The 22,159-nt window shown below is 64.7% G+C and carries 20 protein-coding genes; 7 read left to right on the top strand and 13 right to left on the bottom strand.

The annotated features are described in order from the left end of the window. Window positions 1-117 precede the first annotated feature (117 nt). The 6 genes from DFO58_RS13245 (at window position 118) to DFO58_RS13220 (ending at window position 7,286) form a co-directional block, all read left to right on the top strand. Window positions 118-2,019 carry an acyltransferase family protein gene (locus DFO58_RS13245; RefSeq protein WP_183043201.1) on the top strand — a complete coding sequence of 634 codons (1,902 nt, stop codon included), beginning with the start codon at window positions 118-120 and terminating at the stop codon, window positions 2,017-2,019. Between the two features lie 117 nt (window positions 2,020-2,136). Beyond that, window positions 2,137-2,433 (top strand): antibiotic biosynthesis monooxygenase, encoded by a 297-nt coding sequence (locus DFO58_RS13240; protein ID WP_047120339.1) that lies wholly within the window; start codon window positions 2,137-2,139, stop codon window positions 2,431-2,433. A 202-nt stretch (window positions 2,434-2,635) separates the two neighbouring features. Then, the gene (locus DFO58_RS13235) at window positions 2,636-3,817 is read left to right on the top strand and encodes an NAD(P)/FAD-dependent oxidoreductase (protein ID WP_183043200.1); all 1,182 of its coding nucleotides are present in this window, start codon (window positions 2,636-2,638) and stop codon (window positions 3,815-3,817) included. A 290-nt stretch (window positions 3,818-4,107) separates the two neighbouring features. After that, the gene (locus DFO58_RS13230) at window positions 4,108-5,454 is read left to right on the top strand and encodes a hemolysin family protein (protein ID WP_120991333.1); all 1,347 of its coding nucleotides are present in this window, start codon (window positions 4,108-4,110) and stop codon (window positions 5,452-5,454) included. Then, window positions 5,451-6,500 carry a hemolysin family protein gene (locus tag DFO58_RS13225; RefSeq protein WP_120991331.1) on the top strand — a complete coding sequence of 350 codons (1,050 nt, stop codon included), beginning with the start codon at window positions 5,451-5,453 and terminating at the stop codon, window positions 6,498-6,500. The genes DFO58_RS13230 and DFO58_RS13225 overlap by 4 nt, the downstream gene beginning before the upstream one ends. A gap of 390 nt (window positions 6,501-6,890) precedes the next feature. Next, entirely contained in the window at window positions 6,891-7,286 is a 396-nt protein-coding gene (locus DFO58_RS13220) for a hypothetical protein (RefSeq protein ID WP_047120335.1), read from the top strand. A 104-nt stretch (window positions 7,287-7,390) separates the two neighbouring features. Here the strand turns inward: DFO58_RS13220 and DFO58_RS13215 are convergent, their stop codons facing one another. The 12 genes from DFO58_RS13215 to DFO58_RS13160 all read right to left on the bottom strand — a co-directional run bounded on the left by DFO58_RS13215 (window position 7,391) and on the right by DFO58_RS13160 (window position 20,740). Then, window positions 7,391-7,933 (bottom strand): HNH endonuclease family protein, encoded by a 543-nt coding sequence (locus DFO58_RS13215; RefSeq protein ID WP_220668551.1) that lies wholly within the window; start codon window positions 7,931-7,933, stop codon window positions 7,391-7,393. Between the two features lie 269 nt (window positions 7,934-8,202). Beyond that, on the bottom strand, window positions 8,203-9,051 hold the full coding sequence (locus DFO58_RS13210; protein WP_286163597.1) for an excalibur calcium-binding domain-containing protein: 849 nt from the start codon (window positions 9,049-9,051) through the stop codon (window positions 8,203-8,205). A 251-nt stretch (window positions 9,052-9,302) separates the two neighbouring features. Beyond that, entirely contained in the window at window positions 9,303-10,535 is a 1,233-nt protein-coding gene (locus DFO58_RS13205) for a glutaminase (RefSeq protein WP_120991329.1), read from the bottom strand. Between the two features lie 175 nt (window positions 10,536-10,710). After that, window positions 10,711-12,213: an aldehyde dehydrogenase family protein gene (locus tag DFO58_RS13200; protein ID WP_120991327.1), complete on the bottom strand. Its 1,503-nt coding sequence runs from the start codon at window positions 12,211-12,213 to the stop codon at window positions 10,711-10,713. After that, entirely contained in the window at window positions 12,210-12,878 is a 669-nt protein-coding gene (locus DFO58_RS13195; RefSeq protein ID WP_120991325.1) for an HD domain-containing protein, read from the bottom strand. The genes DFO58_RS13200 and DFO58_RS13195 overlap by 4 nt, the downstream gene beginning before the upstream one ends. Before the next feature lie 29 nt (window positions 12,879-12,907). Then, window positions 12,908-14,200 (bottom strand): FAD-dependent oxidoreductase, encoded by a 1,293-nt coding sequence (locus tag DFO58_RS13190; RefSeq protein ID WP_120991323.1) that lies wholly within the window; start codon window positions 14,198-14,200, stop codon window positions 12,908-12,910. A gap of 2 nt (window positions 14,201-14,202) precedes the next feature. Then, window positions 14,203-14,523, bottom strand: a complete 321-nt coding sequence (locus DFO58_RS13185; RefSeq protein WP_120991321.1) for a 2Fe-2S iron-sulfur cluster-binding protein — start codon at window positions 14,521-14,523, stop codon at window positions 14,203-14,205. Between the two features lie 36 nt (window positions 14,524-14,559). Further along, window positions 14,560-15,306 carry an SDR family oxidoreductase gene (locus DFO58_RS13180; protein ID WP_120991319.1) on the bottom strand — a complete coding sequence of 249 codons (747 nt, stop codon included), beginning with the start codon at window positions 15,304-15,306 and terminating at the stop codon, window positions 14,560-14,562. 138 nt (window positions 15,307-15,444) lie between these two features. Continuing rightward, on the bottom strand, window positions 15,445-17,310 hold the full coding sequence (locus DFO58_RS13175) for a PEP-utilizing enzyme (protein ID WP_120991317.1): 1,866 nt from the start codon (window positions 17,308-17,310) through the stop codon (window positions 15,445-15,447). An 86-nt stretch (window positions 17,311-17,396) separates the two neighbouring features. After that, on the bottom strand, window positions 17,397-18,485 hold the full coding sequence (locus tag DFO58_RS13170) for a PEP/pyruvate-binding domain-containing protein (protein ID WP_120991315.1): 1,089 nt from the start codon (window positions 18,483-18,485) through the stop codon (window positions 17,397-17,399). Window positions 18,486-18,487: 2 nt separating this feature from the next. Further along, complete coding sequence (locus DFO58_RS13165) at window positions 18,488-19,789, bottom strand: cytochrome P450 (protein WP_120991313.1); 1,302 nt, start codon at window positions 19,787-19,789, stop codon at window positions 18,488-18,490. A 135-nt stretch (window positions 19,790-19,924) separates the two neighbouring features. After that, a complete protein-coding gene (locus DFO58_RS13160) occupies window positions 19,925-20,740 on the bottom strand; it encodes an IclR family transcriptional regulator (RefSeq protein ID WP_120991311.1) in 816 nt (271 codons plus the stop codon). Between the two features lie 238 nt (window positions 20,741-20,978). Between DFO58_RS13160 and DFO58_RS13155 the strand changes: the two genes are divergently transcribed. Further along, the gene (locus DFO58_RS13155) at window positions 20,979-21,446 is read left to right on the top strand and encodes a hypothetical protein (RefSeq protein WP_120991309.1); all 468 of its coding nucleotides are present in this window, start codon (window positions 20,979-20,981) and stop codon (window positions 21,444-21,446) included. A 10-nt stretch (window positions 21,447-21,456) separates the two neighbouring features. Here the strand turns inward: DFO58_RS13155 and DFO58_RS13150 are convergent, their stop codons facing one another. Further along, the gene (locus tag DFO58_RS13150; protein WP_120991412.1) at window positions 21,457-22,137 is read right to left on the bottom strand and encodes an HD domain-containing protein; all 681 of its coding nucleotides are present in this window, start codon (window positions 22,135-22,137) and stop codon (window positions 21,457-21,459) included. Between the last annotated feature and the right edge of the window lie 22 nt (window positions 22,138-22,159).

The raw sequence follows: 22,159 nt of genomic DNA, 5'->3' as shown, positions 1-22,159 counted from the left end.
TCCGTGAAAACGCCTGAAACTGCCGTCGAGCAATCTGTCGATTGTGTAACAAAACCGATGGATTGCCGATAGGTGGTCGGGAGCTGGCAGTCGGTGCGTGTTGGAAGCATCTTAACCGTGAATCATCAAGTCTCCCTCGCAGCTCCACCACCGGGTGCAGCCACGCCCCTCCGCGAAACACCCACCCGCAATTTCGCCCTGGACGGACTGCGCGGCATCGCGGTGCTTGCCGTACTCGTTTACCATTTCTGGCCTGCGGCCTTGCCCGGAGGTTTCCTCGGAGTGGACCTGTTTTTCGTCCTGAGCGGGTACCTCATTACCGGCGGCCTGCTTCGGAGCACGGAAGCCGGACGATTCCCCGACCTGCGCGCCTTCTGGAGCCGACGAGCCAGGCGCCTACTGCCGGCCATGGTTCTGGTGCTGGTGGTTTCAACGGCGCTGGCCCTGCTGGCTGCGGGGCAGCTTCCAGCCGGGCTGCGCTGGCAGTGGGCCGGCGCGTTGACCTACACCAGCAACTGGATGCAGATTGCCCACGGCAACAGCTATTTCGCGTCGATGGAACCGGCGTATTTCCAGCACTTCTGGTCACTTGCAGTCGAGGAGCAGTTCTACCTGCTGTGGCCGCTGGTGTTGGCCGCGCTGGCGTGGCTGCTGCGAAGCCGCCGGGCCTTGATGTGCGGAATTCTGGTTCTGGCCACTGCCTCCGCAGCGAGCATGGCGTGGGGCTTTGACCCGTCCAAGGATTCAAGCGTGCTGTATTTCGGAACCTGGACGCACGGTTTCGGCCTGTTGCTCGGATCCGCGGGCGCCGCAGCCAGTGCGAGCAGAAAACCTGCGGACGCGACGGTGCCGCGCCGGAAGCTGATGTTCATCCAGCTGTCCCAGGTCCTGATGCTCCTGGCCATGCTGGCTGGATTCTTTTTCCTTCCGGACACTTCTGCCGCGGCTTATCAGGGCGGCATGGCGCTGTTCAGCCTGCTCGGAACGCTGCTGGTCCTCACGTTGACGATATCCGGGACCTTCACACGGGCGATGCTGGGCCTGAAAGGCTTGCGCTGGTTGGGCAACCGGAGCTACGGGCTGTACCTGTGGCACTGGCCGCTGCTGCTGCTGGCCCAAACGGTATTCCCGCCCCAGGCTGCCACGGCTGCGGTGCTGTGCACTATCCCGCTGGTGATTCTGGCCGCCGAACTGTCCTGGCGGTTCGTCGAGGAGCCGATTCTGCGTTACGGTTTCAAAACCGCCGTGGCTGGCTGGTCCGGGCGCATCGCCGAGCGGGTCAAACGGGTGTGGAACGGAACGACGGGAAGCTTCGCCTCGGTGCTGCCGCTGCTGGCCTTGGTGCTGGTCCCGGCATGCGCTGTGTCCGTGCTCCTTGCGTCTCCGGAGCAAAGCCAGCTGGAACAGCAGCTGGCCCAAGCCCAGGACGTTTTGGCGGAACAGCAAGAATCCGCCCGGGTTCCGGAATCAATCGACGCGACGCCTCCTGGCGCAACTGCCCATGAATCGACGAATGATTCGCGAAAACCTGCGCGCAGCCGACGGAACTTCACTGGACGCGATGTCACGGCGTTGGGGGATTCGGTGATGCTCGCCTCCTCGCAGCAGCTGTTGAAGAGGCTGCCGGGGATTTCCATTGATGCCTCGGTCGGAGCGCAGATCTGGGACGCGCCTGCACAATTGCGGGGGTTGAAAAGCGCTGGTAAGTTGCGCCAAGTGGTGGTGCTTGGCCTTGGAACCAATGGGGACCTGCCGGCGGGAACCCTGGACGAAGTCCGGCGGATCCTCGGACCGAAGCGCGAACTGCTGCTGGTCACGGCGTACGCTCCGCGGCAGTGGATCGGCAGCGTCAACGGCAAACTCCACGCGGCCGCCGAAGCCGATTCCAGAACCCATCTGGTCGACTGGGCCGGAACCGCGGAGGGTATTGACGACATTGCCCGGGACAAAATCCATCCTGGACCGCATGGCAGCGCCGCCTACGGAAAACTGCTTGCTGAGGCGGTAGCGAAGCTCTGAGACCGCGGCGCGCTGGCCTGTTGCGGCGTCATACGCCGCCCGGAACAGGGTGCTCGCGCGTAGGCTGGGAAATGTAGCATTCAACCCCGGAATCTGCCGGGTCACGAAAGGTGAGACATGTCGATTGTTGTCATTAATGCCCTGTCGATTCCCGGCGAAGCAGGACCGGAGCTGGAAAAGCGCTTCGCAGCCCGCAAGCACTCGGTTGACCAGGAGCCTGGCTTCGAAGGTTTCCAGCTGCTGCGTCCGGTGAATGGCGAGGACCGCTACTTCGTCTACACCCAGTGGGCCACCCGCGATGACTTCGAGAACTGGCGCAACAAGCGTTCCGAAGCTGCCCACGCGTCCAACGACGGCAAGAAGCCGGTAGCCAGCGGCGCGGACCTGATGGAGTTCGAGGTCGTGGAACTGTAGGCACGGCATCCCCTGACTGCGCCCCGGCACCTGATGGTGCTGGGGCGTTTGCCGTCTCAAGTACGTAATCCTTGGCGCGGGCTGGGTTGGTTTGCATGGGAGGTGACGTGGGAACGGCCCGTGGATAACCTTGGAGCAACCGCGGGGCCATTGCTGCTCCGCGCAGGGTGGCAGTACGGGTCGTTGGGCAAGGGAGATGCGCGTGAAGCTGATAGTTGTCGGGGCGGGGCTCGCCGGATTGCAGGCAGCCCGTGTGGCGCTCGAGCAGGGGCACAACGTCACCGTGCTTGAAGCGGCTGAGACGGTCGGTGGCCGGGTGGCCACCGACATCATTGACGGATTCCGCTGCGACCGCGGTTTCCAGCTGCTCAACCCCAGCTATCCGGAAGCCAGACGCGCCGCGTCCCTGCGAAGTTTGGATTTGCATCCTTTCGGCAAAGGGGTGGCGGTCCGCGGCGAATCCTCGCTGGAGGTTCTGGCCGATCCCTTGCACCACCCCGTACGCGCCGCGCATCTGTTCGGCGGACCCGTGGGGGCACAGGATCTGGCGGCTGCCTGGCGCTGGGTGCGCCTGGCCGGCAACTCTTCGCTGACGCTGCGCGAATCCATTGAGCGGTCAGGGTTCTCCGCCCAGTTCCGGAAGGTCGTCGAGAAATTCTTCTCCGGGGTCGTTGCCGATTCCCAGTTGCAGGTGCCAGCCGCGCTGGCCCGCACGCTCTCGTGGTACTTCGCCATTGGGCGTCCTGCGCTTCCGGCCCAGGGCATGGCGGCTCTTGCCCACCAGCTCGCCGAACCCCTGCGCGAGCGCATCCAGCTGTCTGCACCCGTGGATTCCGTTGCCGTGGATGCGGCCGGCCAGGTGCAGGTGCGCTGCGAGTCGGGTCGCGACCTCGTGGCGGACCACGTGATCATTGCCGCCGGTCCACGCCACAGCGCCAGGCTCTCCGGGCAACCGGAACCACCCACGAATTCGCTGAGCACCTGGTGGTTTGCCACGCCGCACCGTCCCTCGGAACTTCCGTTCCTGCACGTGGACGTCCGGGAGGGCGCGGCACTCGCGCATGCCGCGGTGATCTCCAATGTTGCGCCCTCCTACGCCCCGGCAGGTTGGCACCTGGTGGAGGCGACGGCCGTGGGGGACCACGGGCTGGATGACGAGGCGGCGCTGGACCAGGCCGCCGACCTGCTCGGCGAGACCCGCAGGGACTGGCGGTTGCTGGTCCGCCACGACATTCCCGACGCACTGCCGTCCCTGGCCCCGGGACAGGAACCGCTGGATACCAAGCTTCCCGGGATCACTTTGGCCGGGGACTTTGCCCAGCCCTCGATCCAGGGCGCCCTGGCCAGCGGCAGACTCGCGGCAGGGATAGCGGTTCGCCGCTAGACCCGGAGCACAGCCTTCACTGCGCCCCGTTGGCGCGTTCCAGCTCCCCGGCAGGGAGCGAAGTTTTGAGATTCCTGTGAGCGGGCAGGGGATCTGGCAAACTCTTCGGAATTCGGTCTTTTCGGGGCCCACAGACCCCGCATAATTAATATTCACATGATGTGGATCGGAGGAAGATACTCCGATCGGAAGGGAACGATGGACGCTTCAGGCGACAGTAGATGTCACAGGCCTAACCCTCTGCCCGGTAGGAATGCCGTTCAGACGCATTGCGGCAGGGGGTGTAAATAATGGAGTGGATATCGTTGCTGCTGGCCATCGTCCTGATCGCGGGATGCGGCCTGTTCGTGGCCGCAGAATTCTCCCTGATCACGGTTAACCGCAATCAGGTCAAGCAGGCCGCGGAATCCGGTGACCGCCGCGCGTCCGGCGTGCTGAAGGGCATGAGCACCCTGTCCACGCAGCTGTCCGGAGCCCAGCTTGGAATTACCCTGACCAATCTGGGTATCGGCTTTTTGGCCGAGCCGGCCATCGCCGCCCTGGTGGTGGGGCCGCTGCAGGACGCCGGGCTGGATCCGACGCTTGCGCGTTCGGTCTCCGTGGCCATCGCCCTGGTGCTGGCCACCATCCTGACCATGGTCTTCGGCGAGCTGGTTCCCAAGAACCTTGCCATCGCCAAGCCTTTCGCTACCGCCAAGGCAGTGGTGGGCTTCCAGCGCGGATTCAGCGCCGTAACCAGGCCGCTACTGGTGTTCTTCAACGGCAACGCCAACTGGATCGTGCGCCGCTTCGGTATCGAACCGCAGGAAGAGCTGGCCTCGACGCGCTCCTCCGAGGAACTGGTGGCGCTCGTGGGCCACTCGGCCCGCGAAGGCGTGCTGCCCTCGCAGACCGCGGAACTGATGCGCCGCACCGTGGCCTTCGGCAACCGCCGCGGCCACGACGCCATGACCCCGCGCTCGCGCATGGTCAGCATCGCCGCCGAGCAGAGCGTGCAGGAAGTGCTTGCGCTGGCCGCCGACACCGGCCACTCGCGATTCCCGATCCTCAGCGACGACGGCCGCCAGGTCGACGGCCTGGTGCGCATCCGCCCACTGCTGGCCGTGCCCTATGAGCAGCGGGAGACCACCGCGGTGGGCACCTTGGCCGAGGAGGCCACGCTGGTTCCCGACACCGTGGAACTGGATGAGCTGATGGACCAGCTGCGCCGCGAGGACCTGCAGATGGCAGTGCTGATCGACGAAACCGGAGACGTGGCCGGGCTGCTGACCCTTGAGGACCTGGTGGAGGAAATCGTCGGCGAAGTGCGCGACGAGCACGACCCGGAAGACGGCACCGTGCAGGTGCTAGGCGAGAACTCGTGGATCCTCGATGCGGCATTGCGGCCGGACGAAGCCAATGAACTGGTCGGCTGCCAGATCCCGCGCGACGCTGACTACGAAACTCTGGCAGGCCTGGTGACCCTGCAGCTGGGCAAGCTCGGCGAAGTCGGAGACCAGGCGACGCTGGTGGTCCCTGGCCTCCCGGGGCAGCCCGAGAAGGAACTGCGTTTCACGGTCATTGAAATGGACGGCTCGCGGATCGCCACGGTGGAACTGACCGCGGTGGAACTGGATGAACAGGAGCAGAACCGATGAGCGATTTAACCGGAATCATCCTGACAGTCCTGCTGCTGGCCGCCAACTTCTACTTCGTCGGCGCGGAGTTCGCGCTGATCTCCGCCCGCCGAAGCATCATCGAGCCCAAGGCGCAGGCCGGCAGCCGCAGCGCCAAGATGACGCTGTGGGCCATCGAGAACGTCTCCCTGGTGATGGCCGGCGCGCAGCTGGGCATCACCGTCTGCTCCCTGGCGCTGGGCTACGTGACCAAGCCCCTGGTGAAGTACGCGGTGGCCGGGCCGTTCGAGGCCATGGGCGTCCCGGTGTCGTGGATCGATCCGCTGTCCTATGCCATCGCCCTGATCTTGGTTACTTACCTGCACGTGGTGCTGGCTGAAATGGTGCCAAAGAACATGGCCCTGGCCGGACCGGAGCGCATGGCGCTGATCCTCGGCCCGAGCATGGTGGTGCTGGTGAAGATCCTGCGCCCGGTGCTGTGGACCATGAACGCGCTGGGCAACCTGTTCCTGCGCCTGATGGGCGTGACCCCGAAGAACGAGGTGGCCAGCGCGTTTACCCGCAACGAGGTGGCGGACATGGTGGCCGAGTCGCGCTCCGGCGGACTGCTTGACCACCATGACGAGCAGCTGCTGATGGGTGCGCTGAACTTCGACGCGCACAGCATCGAGTCGGTGGCCATCGACTTCGGCAAGGTCCGCACCCTGCCACGCAGCAGCACGGTGGCCCAAGTGGAGCAGGCCGCCTCGCAGGGCTTCTCCCGCTTCCCGCTGATCGAGGACGGCAAGCCGGTGGGCTACGTGCACATCAAGGACGTGCTGGGACGCGGGGCCGCCGAGCGCTCCCAGACGCTGGAGCAGGCTGCGGTGCGCGCCTTGCCCGAGTTCACCGCGCAGCAGCCGGTGCGCACCGCCCTGCAGCAGATGCAGAGCAGCGGCGCCCACCTGGCGCTGGTAAAGGACGCCGCCACCGGCAAGGTCACCGGCATCGTGACACTTGAGGACATGCTCGCCGAGCTGGTCGGCCAGATCCGCGACCAGACCACGGTGGCGAGCTGGGAAGCCTAGCGATATGGCCCAGCGTATTCCCATCCGGCGGACTTCCGGTAGTGCGCCCTGTTGATGAAGCAGGTGCCTGCGCTTCGGCCACTGTTGCCGCGCATAACCGGCGCGTCTCCAGCCTGAGCGCACTTGGCCGAGCGCTGGGAAACCATCAAAGTAACTCTTGAACGAGAAATGCCGGGCGTCTGGGAAATACGGCCGCGGGGGAGTGCGCCGGTTGTGATGGGGCTGATTTTGCGGTGTTTGACCCCATTTCGGGCAATAGTGACGAAGGTCATTCTGAAATGGGCTGATTTCCGTGAACTGTAAAAGCGGTGACCTACACATCCCTAGTAGACGAAAATCCTTCCGGTCATCCATGGCCACCACAGGCCACCCCTAGGGAAAGGGCAGATCGTGTTCGCACTCTGCAGCAACTGCAACAGCAAGATCCAGCACGACACCACCGCATTCAACCTCTACGTCCGCACCGGCACCGGGCTCGACAACTGCCGCACAGCCGGCTCTGCACCCGCAATCCTCGGGATTGTCATCAGCGAAACCGACGGAGGCACTATCCGCGCCATCGGAGCCAACTCGACCGAAGAAGCACTGGAAGCATTCGACCGGTACAGGCTCCACGTGTACGGAGACCGCCTCCCCAGCTTTGGGGTCGAGGCCTACACGCTCCGCAAGGACTTCGTGCAGACCAGCCCGGAGGAAACCGCCGAGCAGGTCAAGCTCGTCATTGTTCCGGACGCGATTGACCTCGATGGCTACACGCCGGTAGTCACCTTCGGCGAAATCAACTAGCTCTAGGAACTGCAAGGCCCGGGCGAGGAATCGTAAATTCCTCGCCCGGGCCTTGCTCGTGGATCGCGACGTCGCATAGTCGGCCAGTTTCAATCTTGGCTAGCCTAGACGCAGCGCTCTTCTAAAACGGTGCGGCTGGACTCAGCCTCAGCCTTCGTCATCCAAAGATCGTATTTGTGCTTGACTTCGATCTGACGCGTCACATAGTCGCACCAGAAGCCCTTGTTAGGGGGAAGCCATGTAGCCGCGTCTCCATCTCCCTTGGACCCGTTGGTGGGGCCGTCAACCGCCAGCAAATTGAGGGGGTCGTTCGCGAACTCGAGACGCTGCTCAGCAGAAAGCTTCTGAGCTCCCTTTTGCCATGCATCTGAGAGCGCCACAACATGGTCAATCTGCACATCGTTGCTCGTGCCTTGGCCTCGCTGGAATTCGATGGTCTCCCCGGTGTAAGGATCATCCAGGGAACCAGTCAGCACGACGCAATCCCGGGTGCCGCCCTTGTGCGATGTCACCGTCAAGTCCCGGTTCAGGATGTCATTTCGAGTGTCGCAACCATTGTGGTCGGTGTCGCCCCAACCGCTGCCGAACATGCTGCGCTCGTACCCTGTTTTCGGGGCGCGCCCCTTGATGGGGATTTCTTCGAGCATCGTACTGGCCGTTGTCCCGCCTGTTGAAGGGCTTTTGGATTCTGCGCTTGGTGTCAAAGAAGGCTGTTTGGTCGCCGCTGGCGTGGTGGCCGTAGCCGTCGGCGACTCGGTCGTGATAGTGATCGGCGGAGCTTCCGACCGGATCACGATGGGAGGCGCCGACGGCGTCGCTGTCGCCGAAGGCTCTGCAGCCTGGGTAGTCGCCGGCGTGGCACCGCATCCAGAAAGCAACAGAGCCAGAGCCGCTAGCCAGGCTACCGCGGCGTTGTTTAGTTTTCGCAAGCTACGCCGTCCCCATCACGGTCGAGCTTGCGCGAATAACCCGGGTCACCACTGTAAATCGGTGCGGCACCCGCCGCCTTAACTGCGCTGCAGTTGGCGTAGTATGTGCTGCTTGGAGCCTTGGCCGGTGGGGGAGTGTAGGCCTCACGTTCTGCTTTTTCCTGCGCGGCTTTCTTGTCGGCTGCCTTTTTCTCGGCTTCGGCTTTTTCTGCTGCTTTCTTCTCCGCAGCGGCCTTGGCATCGGCTTCTTTTTTCTCAGCCGCGGCTTTCGCCTCGGCAACCTTCTTTTCTTCGGCCTTCTTGGCGGCAAGGATCGCCTTGTCGTGATCGTCCTGAGTAGTCCAAACGAAGACCTTCGACGCGTTTCCGTCGCAGTAGAGCTTGTCGGCTCCCTGTTCCATGACGAGCTCGTCGCCGTCGCATTCCTCACCAACGAAGTCTGCAATGGCCGTGGGTGAAGGGGACTCTGACTGGGAAGGGGTGGGCGACTCGCTGCTTGTCACAATTGGCGAGGGTGGCTGTGACGCGACCGTGGGCGCGGTCTCTGCCGGGCCCATGATTGCGCCCGTGATGGCCATCAGGACTACCATCGCGGCAGTGAGCCCGCCGGCCTTGCCTTTTCCTTGCATGCCGAGCCAAGGGACGCGTCCCTTTACGAGTCCGATAATTCCTAGAATCAGGCCTACGAAGGCAATGATTGCGAACAGCTCAGGGATTAGGAAAAGCAGTGCGACGAGTACTGCAAAAACCCCTAGAATGATCCACCATACTTTGCGGCCCGGCTTTTTCGGCGGCTCAGAATTGCCGGGTGAAAAGGGTGACCCAAGTTCAGACATACTAAATTCCTCAAACGTGCGAATGAATACCGAAGATAATTCTGTGGTTCCGCACCGATAAAGGCAATTCGCGTCCTTCGTAAGGATGTAACGACTCGAAATTGATACTCAAAAACATGCGATGAGACTATGATCAGTGCCGGGCTAACCGCTCCCCAGGTTTGCATCAGTCCAGAGCGATTGGATGGCTAATTTTCGAACCGATTCGCGGCTGGATGAACGCCGGAACCAAGGCCGCGCGTTTTGCCTGTTCAGGGGGTTTCCGGGTAGGTCCCATCGCCGAGGTCCGGATTGGCCAGAACCTGCAGAGGGTCGTTGAGGAACACCCTGCGTCCATCCAGACGCAGCCGGCGCAGTCCTTCCAAGGCCATCCGGCGGGCCACCGTGGTGAAGGAATAGACCCGGGAGATATCCACCAGCACCGCGGTGCGCGAGGTGGAGGCCGCCATCAAATCCAGCAGTTCGGAGGCGGCGGTGAACTGCACGTTGCCCTGCAGGACAAAGATCTCGCGGGCGGCTTCCTGATGGACGTCCACCACGTCCAGCTGGCCGCTGCTGGGTGCGAACAGGTGCAGGCCCATGTCGGTGGACAGCCGCTCGAAGGCCCGGCCCGCGCGCTGGCTGTTGCCGTGGGCGTCGAGCCTCGGCGAGAACGCTCCGATGCCCACCTGGTCCGGAAGCACCCCGACCAGTCCTCCGGCCACGCCGCTCTTGGCGGGGATTCCCACCCGGGTGAGCCAATCGCCGGCCCCGTCGTACATGCCGGCCACCGCCATGACCGACATGACCTGCTGGGCGATGCCCTCGCTCAGCACCCTTTCGCGGGTGCGTGGTTGCACGCCGCCGTTGGCCAGTGTTGCCGACATGAGCGACAGGTCCTCGACGGTAACCAGGATGGAGCACTGGCGGGTGTATCCCGAGACCACCTCATGCGCGTCGGTGCCGAGAATCCCGTAGCTGCGCAGCATATGGGCCGTGGCGAGGTTGCGGTCAGCCGTCTCCATTTCCGAGGCGTACACGCTCTCGTCGATGCGCAGTTCGCGTCCAGCCAACTGGGAGAACAGTTCCAGCACGCGGGCCACGCGGTCCTCGGTGCTGGCATCCTCGGCGACCAGCAGGCCGTGGGTCATGATGGCTCCGGCATTGATCATCGGGTTCTTCGGCCGGTGGGTCCCTTCTTCCAGTGACAGTTCGTTGAAGGCCTCGCCCGAGGCTTCGACCCCGACGGACCGCAGCACCCTGTCCAGGCCCCGGTCCATGATGGCCGCCGCGTAGGCGAACGGCTTGGAGATGGATTGAATGGTGAATTCTTCGAGGTGGTCCCCGGCGGAATAGGTGCTTCCGGTAGCCGTGGTGACAGAGAGGGCGAAGAGATCCGGGTTGGCCTGCGCCAGTTCGGGAATGTACTGGGCGGTGTTTCCGCTGGTGTCGTTCCGGAGGCTGTCGAGCACCTCGTCGAGGTAGTCAGGAATCGGGGTTTTCATGGATTGTTCCTCGTCGCTGTTGTTCCACGTCACTGGTGCGTTGGCGCCCTGCCGGACGATTATTGGCTCGCACTTCCAACCTAGGCGTTCGCGCGCAGGTCTGTACAGCGGGACATGACGAAGGCGTCCATCCGGCCACAACTCCGGATGGACGCCTTCAGGCATGTTGCTTCGCCTACCCCGCCTGGCGGTGGATCGATTTATAGCTCAAGTACGCAGCCAGGCCTTCCGGCCCGTACTCGGTGCCGAGCCCCGAATCATGGCGTCCGCCGAAGGGGGCTGCATGGTTGGAGGCGAAGAAGTTCACCCCGACGCTGCCGGTGTCCATGCGTTCGGCCACCGACAGGGCACGCTCCTCGTCCGCGCCGAAGACCAGGCCACCCAAGCCGAATTCGGTGTTGTTGGCCAGTGACACCGCCTCGTCCTCGGAGGAGTACTTCAGCACTGTGATGACCGGGCCGAAGATTTCCTCGCGCGAAATGGTCATGTCCGGGGTGACGTCAGCGAAGACCGTGGGCTGGATGAAGAACCCGTCAGCCAGGTCCCCGTCCAGCTGCGCCGTGGCGCCGCCGGTGACCGCGCGGGCACCTTCGGCGTGACCTGCCTCCAAGTAGCCGAGCACCGTCTGGTACTGGCTGCGGTTGGCCGAAGGACCGAAGACCGTGGCGGGATCCAACGGGTCGCCCTGCGGCGCGGAAGCGATGGTCGCGGCCACCACGTCCACCACCTCGTCGTAGCGTTCAGCCGGGGCCAGGATGCGGGTGGAGATGTAGCAGGTCTGTCCGGTGTTGCGCATGCAGGAACGGATCAGCCTCGAACCCAACAGGTCTAGGTCCGCGTCCGGAAGCACCAGCGCGCTGGACTTGCCGCCCAGCTCCAGGGTGACCGGGCGCAGCAGCTCGCCGCAGGCCGCGGCGATCGTGCGGCCCACCGGGGTGGAGCCGGTGAACGCCACCTTGGACACCAGCGGGTGGCGCACCAGTTCGTCGCCCATCCGTCCCGGGCCGGTGACCAGGTTTGCAACGCCCGCCGGGACCCCGGCGGCGTCCAGCGCATCCATGATGATGCGGAAGGACAACGGGGTGGGGGATGCAGGCTTCATGACCACGGTGCAGCCCGCCAGCAGCGCCGGGGCCAGCTTGATGACCATCAGGTTGATCGGGAAGTTCCACGGGGCAATCAGCGCGCAGACACCCACCGGGTCGCGGCGGACCAGCGTTTCGCCGGCGCCGTTGGGGAACGGGCGCAGGTCCTCCTGCTCCAGCAGCGGTGCCAGGGATGCGAAGTAGCGGAAGATGCCGGCGGCGTTGGCGGCGGCCCCGCCGGTCTCGGAGACCGGCGAGCCGTTCTCCAGCGTATTGGTCAACGACAGTTCACCGGCCCGGTTTTCGATCTGATGCGCGATGCGCAGCAGCAATGCCGCCCGCTCGGAGGGTGTGGTGTTCTTCCACGGGGATGAATGCAGCGCGTGGTGGGCCGCGCGGACCGCGGTGTCCACGTCCTGGCTGGTGCCGGCCGGGACCGAACCCCAGACGGCGCCGGTGGCCGGGTCGGTGACCTCGATGCGGCCGGTGCCCTGCGAGGCGGTCCACCCGCCGTCGATGAAGTGCGTGTCCACGTGGCGGTAGGGCAATAGGAGTTCCTGGCGCCGGGCCGCGGCGCCTGCCCGCGTGCTCATCGCAGCACCGCCGTGCGCAGCAGAGCGCGGGAACGGGCCAGATCCGCGGTGGCCATGTCCACGGCGGCCTGCGTGATCAGCTCCGGGATGATCTCGGTTTCCAGCCGGTCGGTGTAGGCGGCCGGGTCCTGCCCGAACCAGCCCGAGGCCAGTGCGATGCCCGCGTGGTCGAAACGCCACAGCCGGTCGGCGTCGCGCATCAGCGCGTCCTCCAAGGTGTAGGCGTGCGGGCGGGTGTCGTGCCCGTCGATGATCTTGCAGACCTCGTCGATGAACTGCGCAGCGTAGCTTAGCGGGGGCAGCACGCGGCGGGCCACCAGGCAGCCCTCGCGCTCGTGCTCGTAGCGGATGTCAGCCTTGCGCCAGTCCCCGCGGAAGCCGTCGGAGATGATCTTCTCCTGGTCCACGTGAGCCCAGCCGGTGTCGTGCAGCAGCGTGGAGACCAGCACCAAGGTGCGGTCGGCCTCCGGGTAGGCGTCGCACAGCCGGCGGGCGAAGGACAGCGAGATGGGCAGGTGGATGTCGTTGCCGCGGGCGCGGGTCTCCGGGACCACCGCCGCCCACAGGGCCTCCAGCTCGCCGTCCGCGTGTACTTCCAGGGAGATGGGGCTGGTGTTGATGGTGCCGGTGGCCGGCAGCGGCCGGGCGTCGTTCAGGGTTGTCATGGTGTCCTCAGGCCTTTGCAATCAATGTCTTAGGAAATCAGTGTCTTGAGCATGGTGTCCGTGTCGGCTGCCGCGGCGGGGTCGATGTTCTTCCCCGCCGCCAGCGCCGACTTGACCGCCATGAAATCCAGCGGCGCGTTTACACAGTCCGCCGCGATGATTTGCCCTGCGCGGTAGTACAGCACGGTGAACTTGCCCTTCTCAGGGACTTCGCGCGTGACGGTTGAGTCGAAGCCCATGGACAGGCCGGCGATCTGCAGCTTCATGTCAGCTTGATTGGACCAGAACCACGGGATGCCGGCATAGGCTTCGCGTTGGCCCATCAGGGCGTAGGCGGCGACCTTCGCGTGTTCCACCGCGTTGTTCACGGATTCCAGGCGGATGCGCTCGCCGTCCGGGGCGCCGGGGACCGGGTTGGGCATGTTCGCCACGTCGCCGACCACCAGGGTGTGGCCGTCCGAGGCGATGGCCGCCTCGTTGACCACGATGCCGTTGTCGACCTCAAGTCCCAGCTGCTCGCCGAGCTGGGTGTTGGGGATGACCCCGATGCCCACCAGCACGATCTGCGCGTCGATGGCCTCCCCGGATTCCAGATGAACGGAGGAGACCGCGCCGTCCCCGGCGATGCGCGAGACCCTGGCATTCAGGTGGATGTCCAGCCCGCGGGCGCGGTGCTGTTCAAGGAAGTAGGCGCTGGTGTCCTCGCCGACCGCGCGGCCCACCAGACGCGGGCCGTATTCGATGACGGTGACCTTCTTGCCCATGGCCTGCAGCGAGCTGGCCGCCTCCAGGCCGATGAACCCGCCGCCGATCACCACCACGTCGGTGGCTTCCGGGGCGATGGCCTTGAGCTTGAGCGCGTCGTCGGCGTTGCGCAGGTAGACGACGCCGTCCAGATCGCTGCCCGGGACCTCGAAACGGCGTGGACGGGCGCCAACGGTCAGCGCCAGCCGGGTGTAGGGGTACCGCGCCCCGCTGCGTCCGGTGGCGATCCCGGAGCCGTCCGGGTTGGAGTCGATGTCCTCGATGCGTTCGCCCTTGACCAGGGTGACGTTGTGCTCGATCCAGTAGTCATTGGAGCGGAAGATCAGCGACTCGCTGCCCACCTTGTCTTGCAGGAATTCCTTGGACAGCGCCGGGCGCTGGTAGGGGCGGTGGTCCTCGTCCCCGAGCAGCGTGATGTGCCCGGTGTAGCCCAGGGCGCGCAGCGAGATGGCCAGCTGTACCCCGGACTGCGAGGCGCCGATGATCAGTAGCCCGGTGGCGGTGCCCGCCGCGGGGGCCGGGGCGCCGCCGGTGGAAGGGAGTGTTGCGGTGTTCATGGCTAGACCTGGGTTTCCGGGGTGGCGACGTTGAGGGTCTGGCCCTCGCACATCTTGATTTGGCAGGAAAGGCGGGAATTCTCCTCGCGGTCCACGGCGGTGCCGTAGAGCATCTCGTCCTCCATCTCGCCCATCGGATCCAGCGACTCGAAGTCCTCCGGGGCCACGAACACGTGGCAGGTGGCGCAGGACAGGGAGCCGCCGCACTCGCCCACGATGCCGGTGACACCGTTGCGGACCGCCGTTTCCATGACGGAGTCGCCGACGGCCGCGTCCACGGTGCGGGTCTGGCCCTCGAAGTCGGTGAAGTTGATAGTCGCCATGATGGTTCCTCCTGAACGGTTAGGCGTAAAGCTGGGTTAGATGAACTGGCGTCCGCCGTCGACGACGAGCGTCTGACCGGTGATGAACGAGGAATCCTCGCCGGCCAGGAACAGCGCGGCGCCCACGATGTCCTCTGGCTGGCTGGCGCGCTTGAGTGCCCCCCGGTCCACCCCGTAGCTGGAGGCGTTCTCCATGAGCCCCAGGCTGGCCTCGGTCAGCGTGAAGCCCGGGGCGATGGTGTTCACGGTGATTTCCCGGCGTCCCAGCTCCTTGGCCATGACGCGGGTCAGCGCAATGACCCCGCCCTTGGAAGCCACGTAGTGGGCCCACTGCTCGGAGCCGGAGTAGACGGTGGCGCTGGCCAGGTTGATGACCCGGGAGCCCGCTCCAAGAAAGGGGGAGACGGCGCGGGAAACCATCCACGGGCCCTTGAGGTTCACATTCATGACCTGGTCCCACTCGTCAGGGTTGATGTTCTCGAACGGGGTGCGGGTGACGGTGGCGTAGATGGCGGCGTTGTTGATCAGCACCGCGATGCTGCCGCCGGCGAACTCCGCCGCGTCCTTGGCCAGCGCGTCGGTGGAAGCGGTGTCGGTGACATCCACCGTGAAGGCCGCCGCCTCGGCTCCGGCCTGGCGCACCAGGCGGACCGTTTCCTGCGTGCCGGCCGCGTCGATGTCCGCGGCGGCGATGGCGTAGCCGCGGGCCGCGAAGCCCAGGGCGAAGGCCCGTCCCAGGCCGCCGGCGGCGCCGGTGATGAGCACCGTAGGAGAGCTGTTCATGGAATGTGCCTTTCAAGTGGTGGAGAACTGTGGTGTTGCGGGTGCCGGCCGGGGATCGGGGGGAAAGGAACCGGCCGGCACCCTTGCGGTTCCGGAAGCTTGGGGGAACCTCCGGAACCGGTCTGCGGCGCCCGGGGATCAGGCGTGCGAGTGGCTGTGGGCTCCCGGCCCGGTCAGGGCCGGCTCGGCGCCCAGGATTTCCACGGTGCCCTTGGTGCCGTCAACCCGCAGCAGGTCTCCGGTCTTGATGGTGGTGGAGGCGCTGCCGGTGCCGGTGACCGCCGGCAGGTCGTATTCGCGGCAGACGATGGCCGCGTGGGACATCATGCCGCCGATATCCGTGACGGTGGCCTTGATCTTGCCGAAGATCGGGCCCCAGCTCGGCGCGGTGACCGGCGCGACCAGGATTTCTCCGGGCTGCACCTGGGTGAGCTCGTCCGCGTGCATGATCACGCGGGCCGGTCCTTCCACCTGGCCCGGGGAGGCCGCCATGCCCTTGAGCGTGCTGCCGTCCTGGGTCTCGTCCGCGCCCAGCCACTGCTGCACCTGCTCGGTGGTGATGCCCCAGAGCATGCGGGTGAACGGTTCGGTGATCGACTCCGGCGGGGTGTTCAGCGCCGGGGCCGGGCGGGCGGTTTGCAGCGCGTCCACGATGCCCTTGCGGTGGGCGATCTTCTCCGGGAGCACCACCGCGCCGATCGGCGCGCCGGAGCCGACGCCCCAGCTGGTGACCAGGTCGAAGAGCACGTCGCGGACCTCGTTGCGGCTCAGGTAGAGCATGTCCTCGGCCTCGGCGAAGAGCCCGGCGTCGGCGAGCATGCGGCCGAGCTCGCGGACCTTGCGCCAGAAGACGCCCATGGTCCAGTGCTCGATGTAGAAGTTGTGGTTCTCCACGTACGGGTAGGCGGTGGCCGCCAGCGTGCGCTTGGCGTCGAAGACCGCGGCGACCTCCGGATCCAGCAGCTCGCGGTATTCCTCCACGATGCGTTCCTTCTCCGCGATGAGCTTTTCGGTGGGGCGCAGGATCTGCGCGCCGCCGCGGGCGCGGCGGATGTAGTCCGCGATGAAGCCCAGCGGGATCTCCTGGTTCACGTTCCAGTACTTGTCGTGGGCGTAGAAGCCGTTGCCGATGGTGAAGTTGAACCACGGGTCCTGGGCCTGCTCCCACTGCGCCATCCAGCGCTCGCCGCCGGCGGCTGCGGCGATGGACGCCAGGGTGGCGGCCGGGTCATCGGTGTTGGCGAAGTGCTCGTCCAAATCCAGCTCGATGGCCAGCAGCGCCAGCGCCTTGAGCTCGTCGTCCGGGCGGAACAGCTCCATGTCCACGCCCTGCACCATGGTGGCGATGGACTGGTCCGGGATGTTCGGGAAGACTTCCTTGCAGAAGTTGAAGAAGTCCAGGTAGGCGATGTAGCCCAGGTTCAGGAACTCGAAGTGGTACTGCCAGTTCTGGTAGGCCAGCTGGATCAGCCGGTCGTAGTTCTCCAGCAGGACTTCCGAGCCGTCCTTGCCCACGCCGTTCTCGATGTCCTCGAAGGGGACCTTCTCGGGCAGCGGCGCGAAGGACAGCGCCTCCATGCCCGCAATGGTGCCCTTGACCTTCACATGCCAGTTGGCCAGCTTGCTCTCCCAGTTGGCGAAGTAGTGGCCGATGCGAGCTTCGAAGTCCGGCACGCGGGCGGCGATCTGCTCCTCGGGGACCGGGATTGGGGACATGTACAGGTAGCCCAGGTGGATGCGGAAGTCGATGCCGTTGGCGTTGGGGATCATCAGGTGCCGGGCGTTGTACTGGCCCAGGCACTTCACGGCGAATTCGCCGCCGATGGTTTCGAAGGGCTTGAAGACGGTGGGCCAGTGCTGCGAATCGCAGAACCAGAACTTGGCGTCTTCCTGCTCCTTCAGTGCGTCCTGGAACACCAGGTAGTAGGGGTAGATCTCTTCCCATCCTTCGGCGCCGGCGGGCACCGGCAGGTCGGATGGCTTGGGGAAGGACTTCATTGTCATGGTCGTGCACCCTTTCTCAGAAGGTTCGGCACTTTGCGAGTGGCCGAGGTGTGGGGTGGAGCGTGGAAACAGCGTGGATACGTGGGTCAGCTGACGATCTTCGACAGGGAGGCGGTGATCGAGGAGACGCCGCCGAATCCCAGCGAGGAGGCGTAGCCTCCGGCGGAGGCCTTGGGCGCCGCGGGCTTGGAGGAATGCACGGTTTCCGGGCGGGCCTGGAGCAGCAGCAGGTTCTCCCCGTCGGGCAGGTCGGCGTCGATGGCCCACTCGATGTCCTGCGGGGACTTGTAATGCTTCTCCGCCCGCTTGGCCAGCTGGGCCACGGCGGACAGCTCGTCGTTGCTCAGGCAGCGCACCGTGCGGCGCTCTTCCGGGACATCCCTTTCCACCAGGGTGTTGGTGGCCGGGTCGGGGATCATTTCGGCATGCTTGTCGCCGATGTGCTCGGTGATTACCGCGAGGGTGACCTTGTCCAGCTGGATGTTGTCCGGCGTGACGGTTCCGGAGACCACCATCTCGCCCACGCCCCAGGAGGCGTCCACGGTGATCTTGGAGCGGTCGCCATTGGTGGGATCCAGGGTCATGGCCACGCCGGCGGTCTTGGCGTTGACCATCTTCTGCACCACCACGGCCATGCACAGCCCGTCATCCGGGATGTTGTTCTTCAGCCGGTAGAGGATGGCGCGGCTGGTGTACAGCGAGGCCCAGCAGGCGCGGATGTGCTCGCCGACCGAATCGAACCCGGTGAGCCACAGGTAGGTGTCCTGCTGTCCGGCGAAGGAAGCATCGGGCAGGTCCTCGGCGGTGGCGGAGGAGCGCACGGCCAGCGGGGCCTCGGAATCGAAGCGGGCCTGCAAGGCGTCGTATGCGGCCCGGGTGACCTCGCGCAGGTCGGCGGGAACGGGGCGGGAAGTGATCAGCTCGCGGATGGCGGCGCTGGCGGCGTCCACCGCGGCGATGTCCTCCGGGTCCAGGCCGTCCAGCTGGGCGTTGATGCTGTCTTCCAATCCGGTGCCCATGAAGGCGCGGAAGGCGGCGGTGTTCACCACGAATCCGGGAGGGACCGGCATGCCGGCGGCGGTCATAGTGACCAGCGAGGCGCCCTTGCCGCCCAGGCTGTCCAAGGTGGGTTCCTTGCCGCCGTCGAAGAATTCAATGAAGTCGTTGTTGCTCATCGTTAAGCCTCAGATCGGGAAGTGGAGTCGGCATTCAGCTCGACGTTGACGAAGTCGGGAACGCGGAAGGACAGGTTCTTCCGGAAGGTGATGGCACCGCCGTCGACCAGTTCAAGGTTCGGCAGCGCGGCGGCCAGTTCCTCCAGCGCGATCTTGGCCTGGAGCTTGGCCAGCATGTTGCCCAGGCAGTAGTGGATGCCGAAGCCGAAGGACAGGTGGTCGCGGGCGTTGGGCCGGGTGATGTCGAAGTCCTCGCCGTTCTCGAAGCGGGATTCGTCGCGGTTGGCCGAGCCCATGAGCAGCAGCAGTTCCGCACCCTGCGGGATCTGCACGCCGCCCACCTCCGTGTCCGCCAGCGCCTTGCGGCGCCATCCCACGATAGATCCCGAGTAGCGCAGCACCTCGTCGATGGCCTTGGGGATCTGCTTGGGATCCGCCACGACGGCTTCCCATGCTTCGCGGTGCTCCAGCAGCACGCGCACGCAGTTGGAGATCAGCGTGGTGGTGGTTTCATGGCCTGCGAAGAGCAGCGAGTAGAGCAGCGAGGCGATCTCGTGGTCGGTGATGTCCGCTCCGTCCTTCTGGGCCTGGACCAGGTCCGCAGTGAGGTTGTCGCCGCCGGAGGCGTGGGCCTCGGCCACCTGGGCCTGGCAACGGTTCCAGTACTCGACCAGGTTGTGCGCGTGGGGGATCTGCTCTTCGTCGCTGAGGTCGCCCCAGGTCATGGCGGCGCGGGAGTCGCTCCAGCGCTTGTAGGTGTCCACCATCTCCACGTCCTCGCCGATCAGGGTGAGGATGGTGATGGTCGGCAGGGAGTAGGCCAGCTCGGCCACGATATCCGCGTGGCTGGTGCCCTTGGTGGTCATGGCGGAAATGGAGTCCTTGACGTTCTGCCGGATCATCGGTTCCAGGGCCTTGAAACGGCGCGGGGTGAAAGCCTTCTGCGCCACGGCGCGGATGCGAGTGTGCTCCGGCGGACGGCGGGCGGACAGGCCCGAATAGGTGGTGAATCCGCCCTCGGTCATGATGGCGGTGGCCTGCGGTCCGCGCTTGCGCACCGGGGCCTGGGCGTTCTCGGAGGAGAAGGTCTCCCAATCTTCGAAAACCGACTTCACGTCGTCATAGCGGGTGATGACATACAGCCCGGTGCGTTCGTCAAACATCACCGGCTGTTCGCTGCGCATCTTTGCGTAAGCGGGGAAAGGGTTCTCCATAGCGAACGGCTCATACCCGTGGTGGTCTGCCGGGGCTTCTGCTCCGAAGCCCATTGGGCATCCGCCGGATACGGCTGGGGTGCTGGTCATGGAATCTGCTCCTTGGGAAGTCGATGAGTCACGGTGTGATCCGTGCAACATTGATCGATCCCTAGTGTTGTCCATGGCACAGCAGGATGGGAAGCTAACGCTTCCATCCAGTGGAAGGCTAATTTTCAGCCGTGATTAGTTCTCCCTCCCGGGCACAATCATGTCAGGCCCGGAAATGATGCCCAGCAGCGTCTCCAGCGGAATATGCGAGGTGGCGGCCTCAATTCGTTTGGAGATTCCATAGAGCACCGGAAGGTGGCGTTCCATGTTCGCTGCATGAGAAGTGGGAATGACCAGGCCGATGGAACAGCCCAAACGGCCGGTGTGATAGACCGGAACGGCAATCGAACAGGTTCCCAGCCGGACTTCTTCCCGGGTGATGGCGTACCCGTTGTGGCGTGCCCGGCTCAGCTCATTGCGCAGCTGCACGGGGTTGCTGCGGGTGTGAGGGGTGAGCGGTTCCAAGGGCTGTTCGAGGTAGGCGTCCATGACCCAGTCTTCCGAGAACGCGAGGATGGCCTTGCCCACGGCGGTGGCATGCAGGGGGAGCCGGCCGCCCACCCGTGAAGCCCGCGCGATCCGCTTGGTGCCATAGACGCGGTCGATGTACAACGCCATGTTGCCGTCGCGGATGGCCAGCTGGCTGGTCTCTCCGGTCAGTGAAAAGAGGTCTTGGACAAAGGGTCGCGCGGTGTCGCGCAGCTGGCGTCCGGTGTTCTGGGCGATGGCCCACAGCCGCAGCCCGAGCTGGATTCCGCCGTTGCCGGTGCGGCTGAGGATCCCTTCATCCACGAGTTCACCGACAAGCCGGTGCGTGGTGGACAGCGGAAGGTCCGCAGCCTTCGAGATCTCGGTGAGGTTCAGCGCCCGGCGCGAGGTTTCGAAGGCGGACAGTATCGCCAGGATCTTGGACGTGACGCTGCGTCCGGGCTGCGAGCTTCCTCCGGCCATGTGTTCTCCCAAGTCTCGGTGTCTTTGCCAGCTGAAGACAAGGGTATCCGGTCCAAGGGCGAACGGTGCGGCGCCGGCATGGCCGGAACTGTGACGCAGCACCTACAACCCTGGGTTGAGGCAGGGTCCAGGTGATTTGCACCGACGGGTCGAGGCCTGGAATTGGGGGAAACAGTAGGCTGGAGGCAACAAGAACGAGGTCACCGCATGACAACAGCTACTTGAGGAGCAACATCTAATGTCGGCAGCAGCAACCGGAATCCGCGCATCTTTTGCCAAGAAAATGATCCTGGGTGGTGCTGCGCTGGCATTGGCCGCAGGGGCAACCGGCTGCAGCGCGGTTGAAGACTTCAACAAGTCAACCTCGAATTCCTGGGCTGTTACCTACGAGGTATCGGTCACCGGTGGGGATACCAGCAAGATCACCGACATCAAGTACCTTGAGTCGGAAAAGCGCGGCGAAGCCGGCACCGAACTGTCGTTGCCTTCGGGAAAGACGACGGCTGAGGGCAAGGACACGGCAGTCTGGAGCCTTGAGAGCATTGTGACCGCCGAAAAGGACGCAGCTATTTCAGCGGTTCCCGGCAAGGGTTCCACCGCCACCTGCCGAATCCTGCTTGACGGCGTCAAGGAAATTGCCGCTGAAACCTCGAAGCCGGGTGAACGTGTGGACTGCGCAGTCACCATCCCGGCCTTCTCCAAGTAGCAGCCGAAGATCAGTCTGAAAGCGCCTGCCTCTGCTCGAAGAGGTTGGCGCTTTCTACTGCAACCAAGGCGCTGGCCATGAACCGCGCGGCGTCGGTGAACAGATGGTTGCTGACCCGAGACTCGACCAGCTGGAAGGCTTCGGCACGGGTGAGGCCGAACCAATCCATCACGGTGTCCACGCCATGCGGGGTCAGGCGCCACAATTTGTCGGAGTCCTTCACTAGTGAATCTTCCAAGCTCGTGGAATCCTTGCGTGAATCATGGCCGTCGATAATGTAAGTGATGCGCTCGCTGCGTTCGTTATCGAATTCCTCTGCCTGCAACAGTTCCCGGGCGAGTTCCGCTCCCAACTTCTCGTGCTGCAGCACCAATTCCTTGTCGCCGGCTCCCGGGGCGATGGCAGAGAGCACCAGCTGCGGATCCACCTGCGACCAGCCGATGTCATGAAGCAGAATGGCCGGCAACACCACCAGCGGATCCGCCTGCGGGTGGTGCTTGAGCAGCGACTGGGCGAGCGAAAGCGAAAACAGGGTGTGGGCATCATTGCTGCGCACCGCAAGATAGGTCTTGGCTTTCTCCCAGAGCCTTGCCAGCACGGGGAATTGTTCAAAGACGCCGGGTTCTGCGGGCGGAATGAATCCGCTGACGTCGTGGCTGTAGTGGTTTGCCAGGGGCTGCAGCTTGGTCATGGGGCTCATCGTGCCAGCAGAA

The organism is Arthrobacter sp. AG1021 (genome assembly GCF_003633665.1).
Lineage (GTDB): Bacteria > Actinomycetota > Actinomycetes > Actinomycetales > Micrococcaceae > Glutamicibacter > Glutamicibacter soli.
Note: the sequence above shows the minus strand (reverse complement) of the source record. Positions and strands in the feature narration are given on the sequence as shown.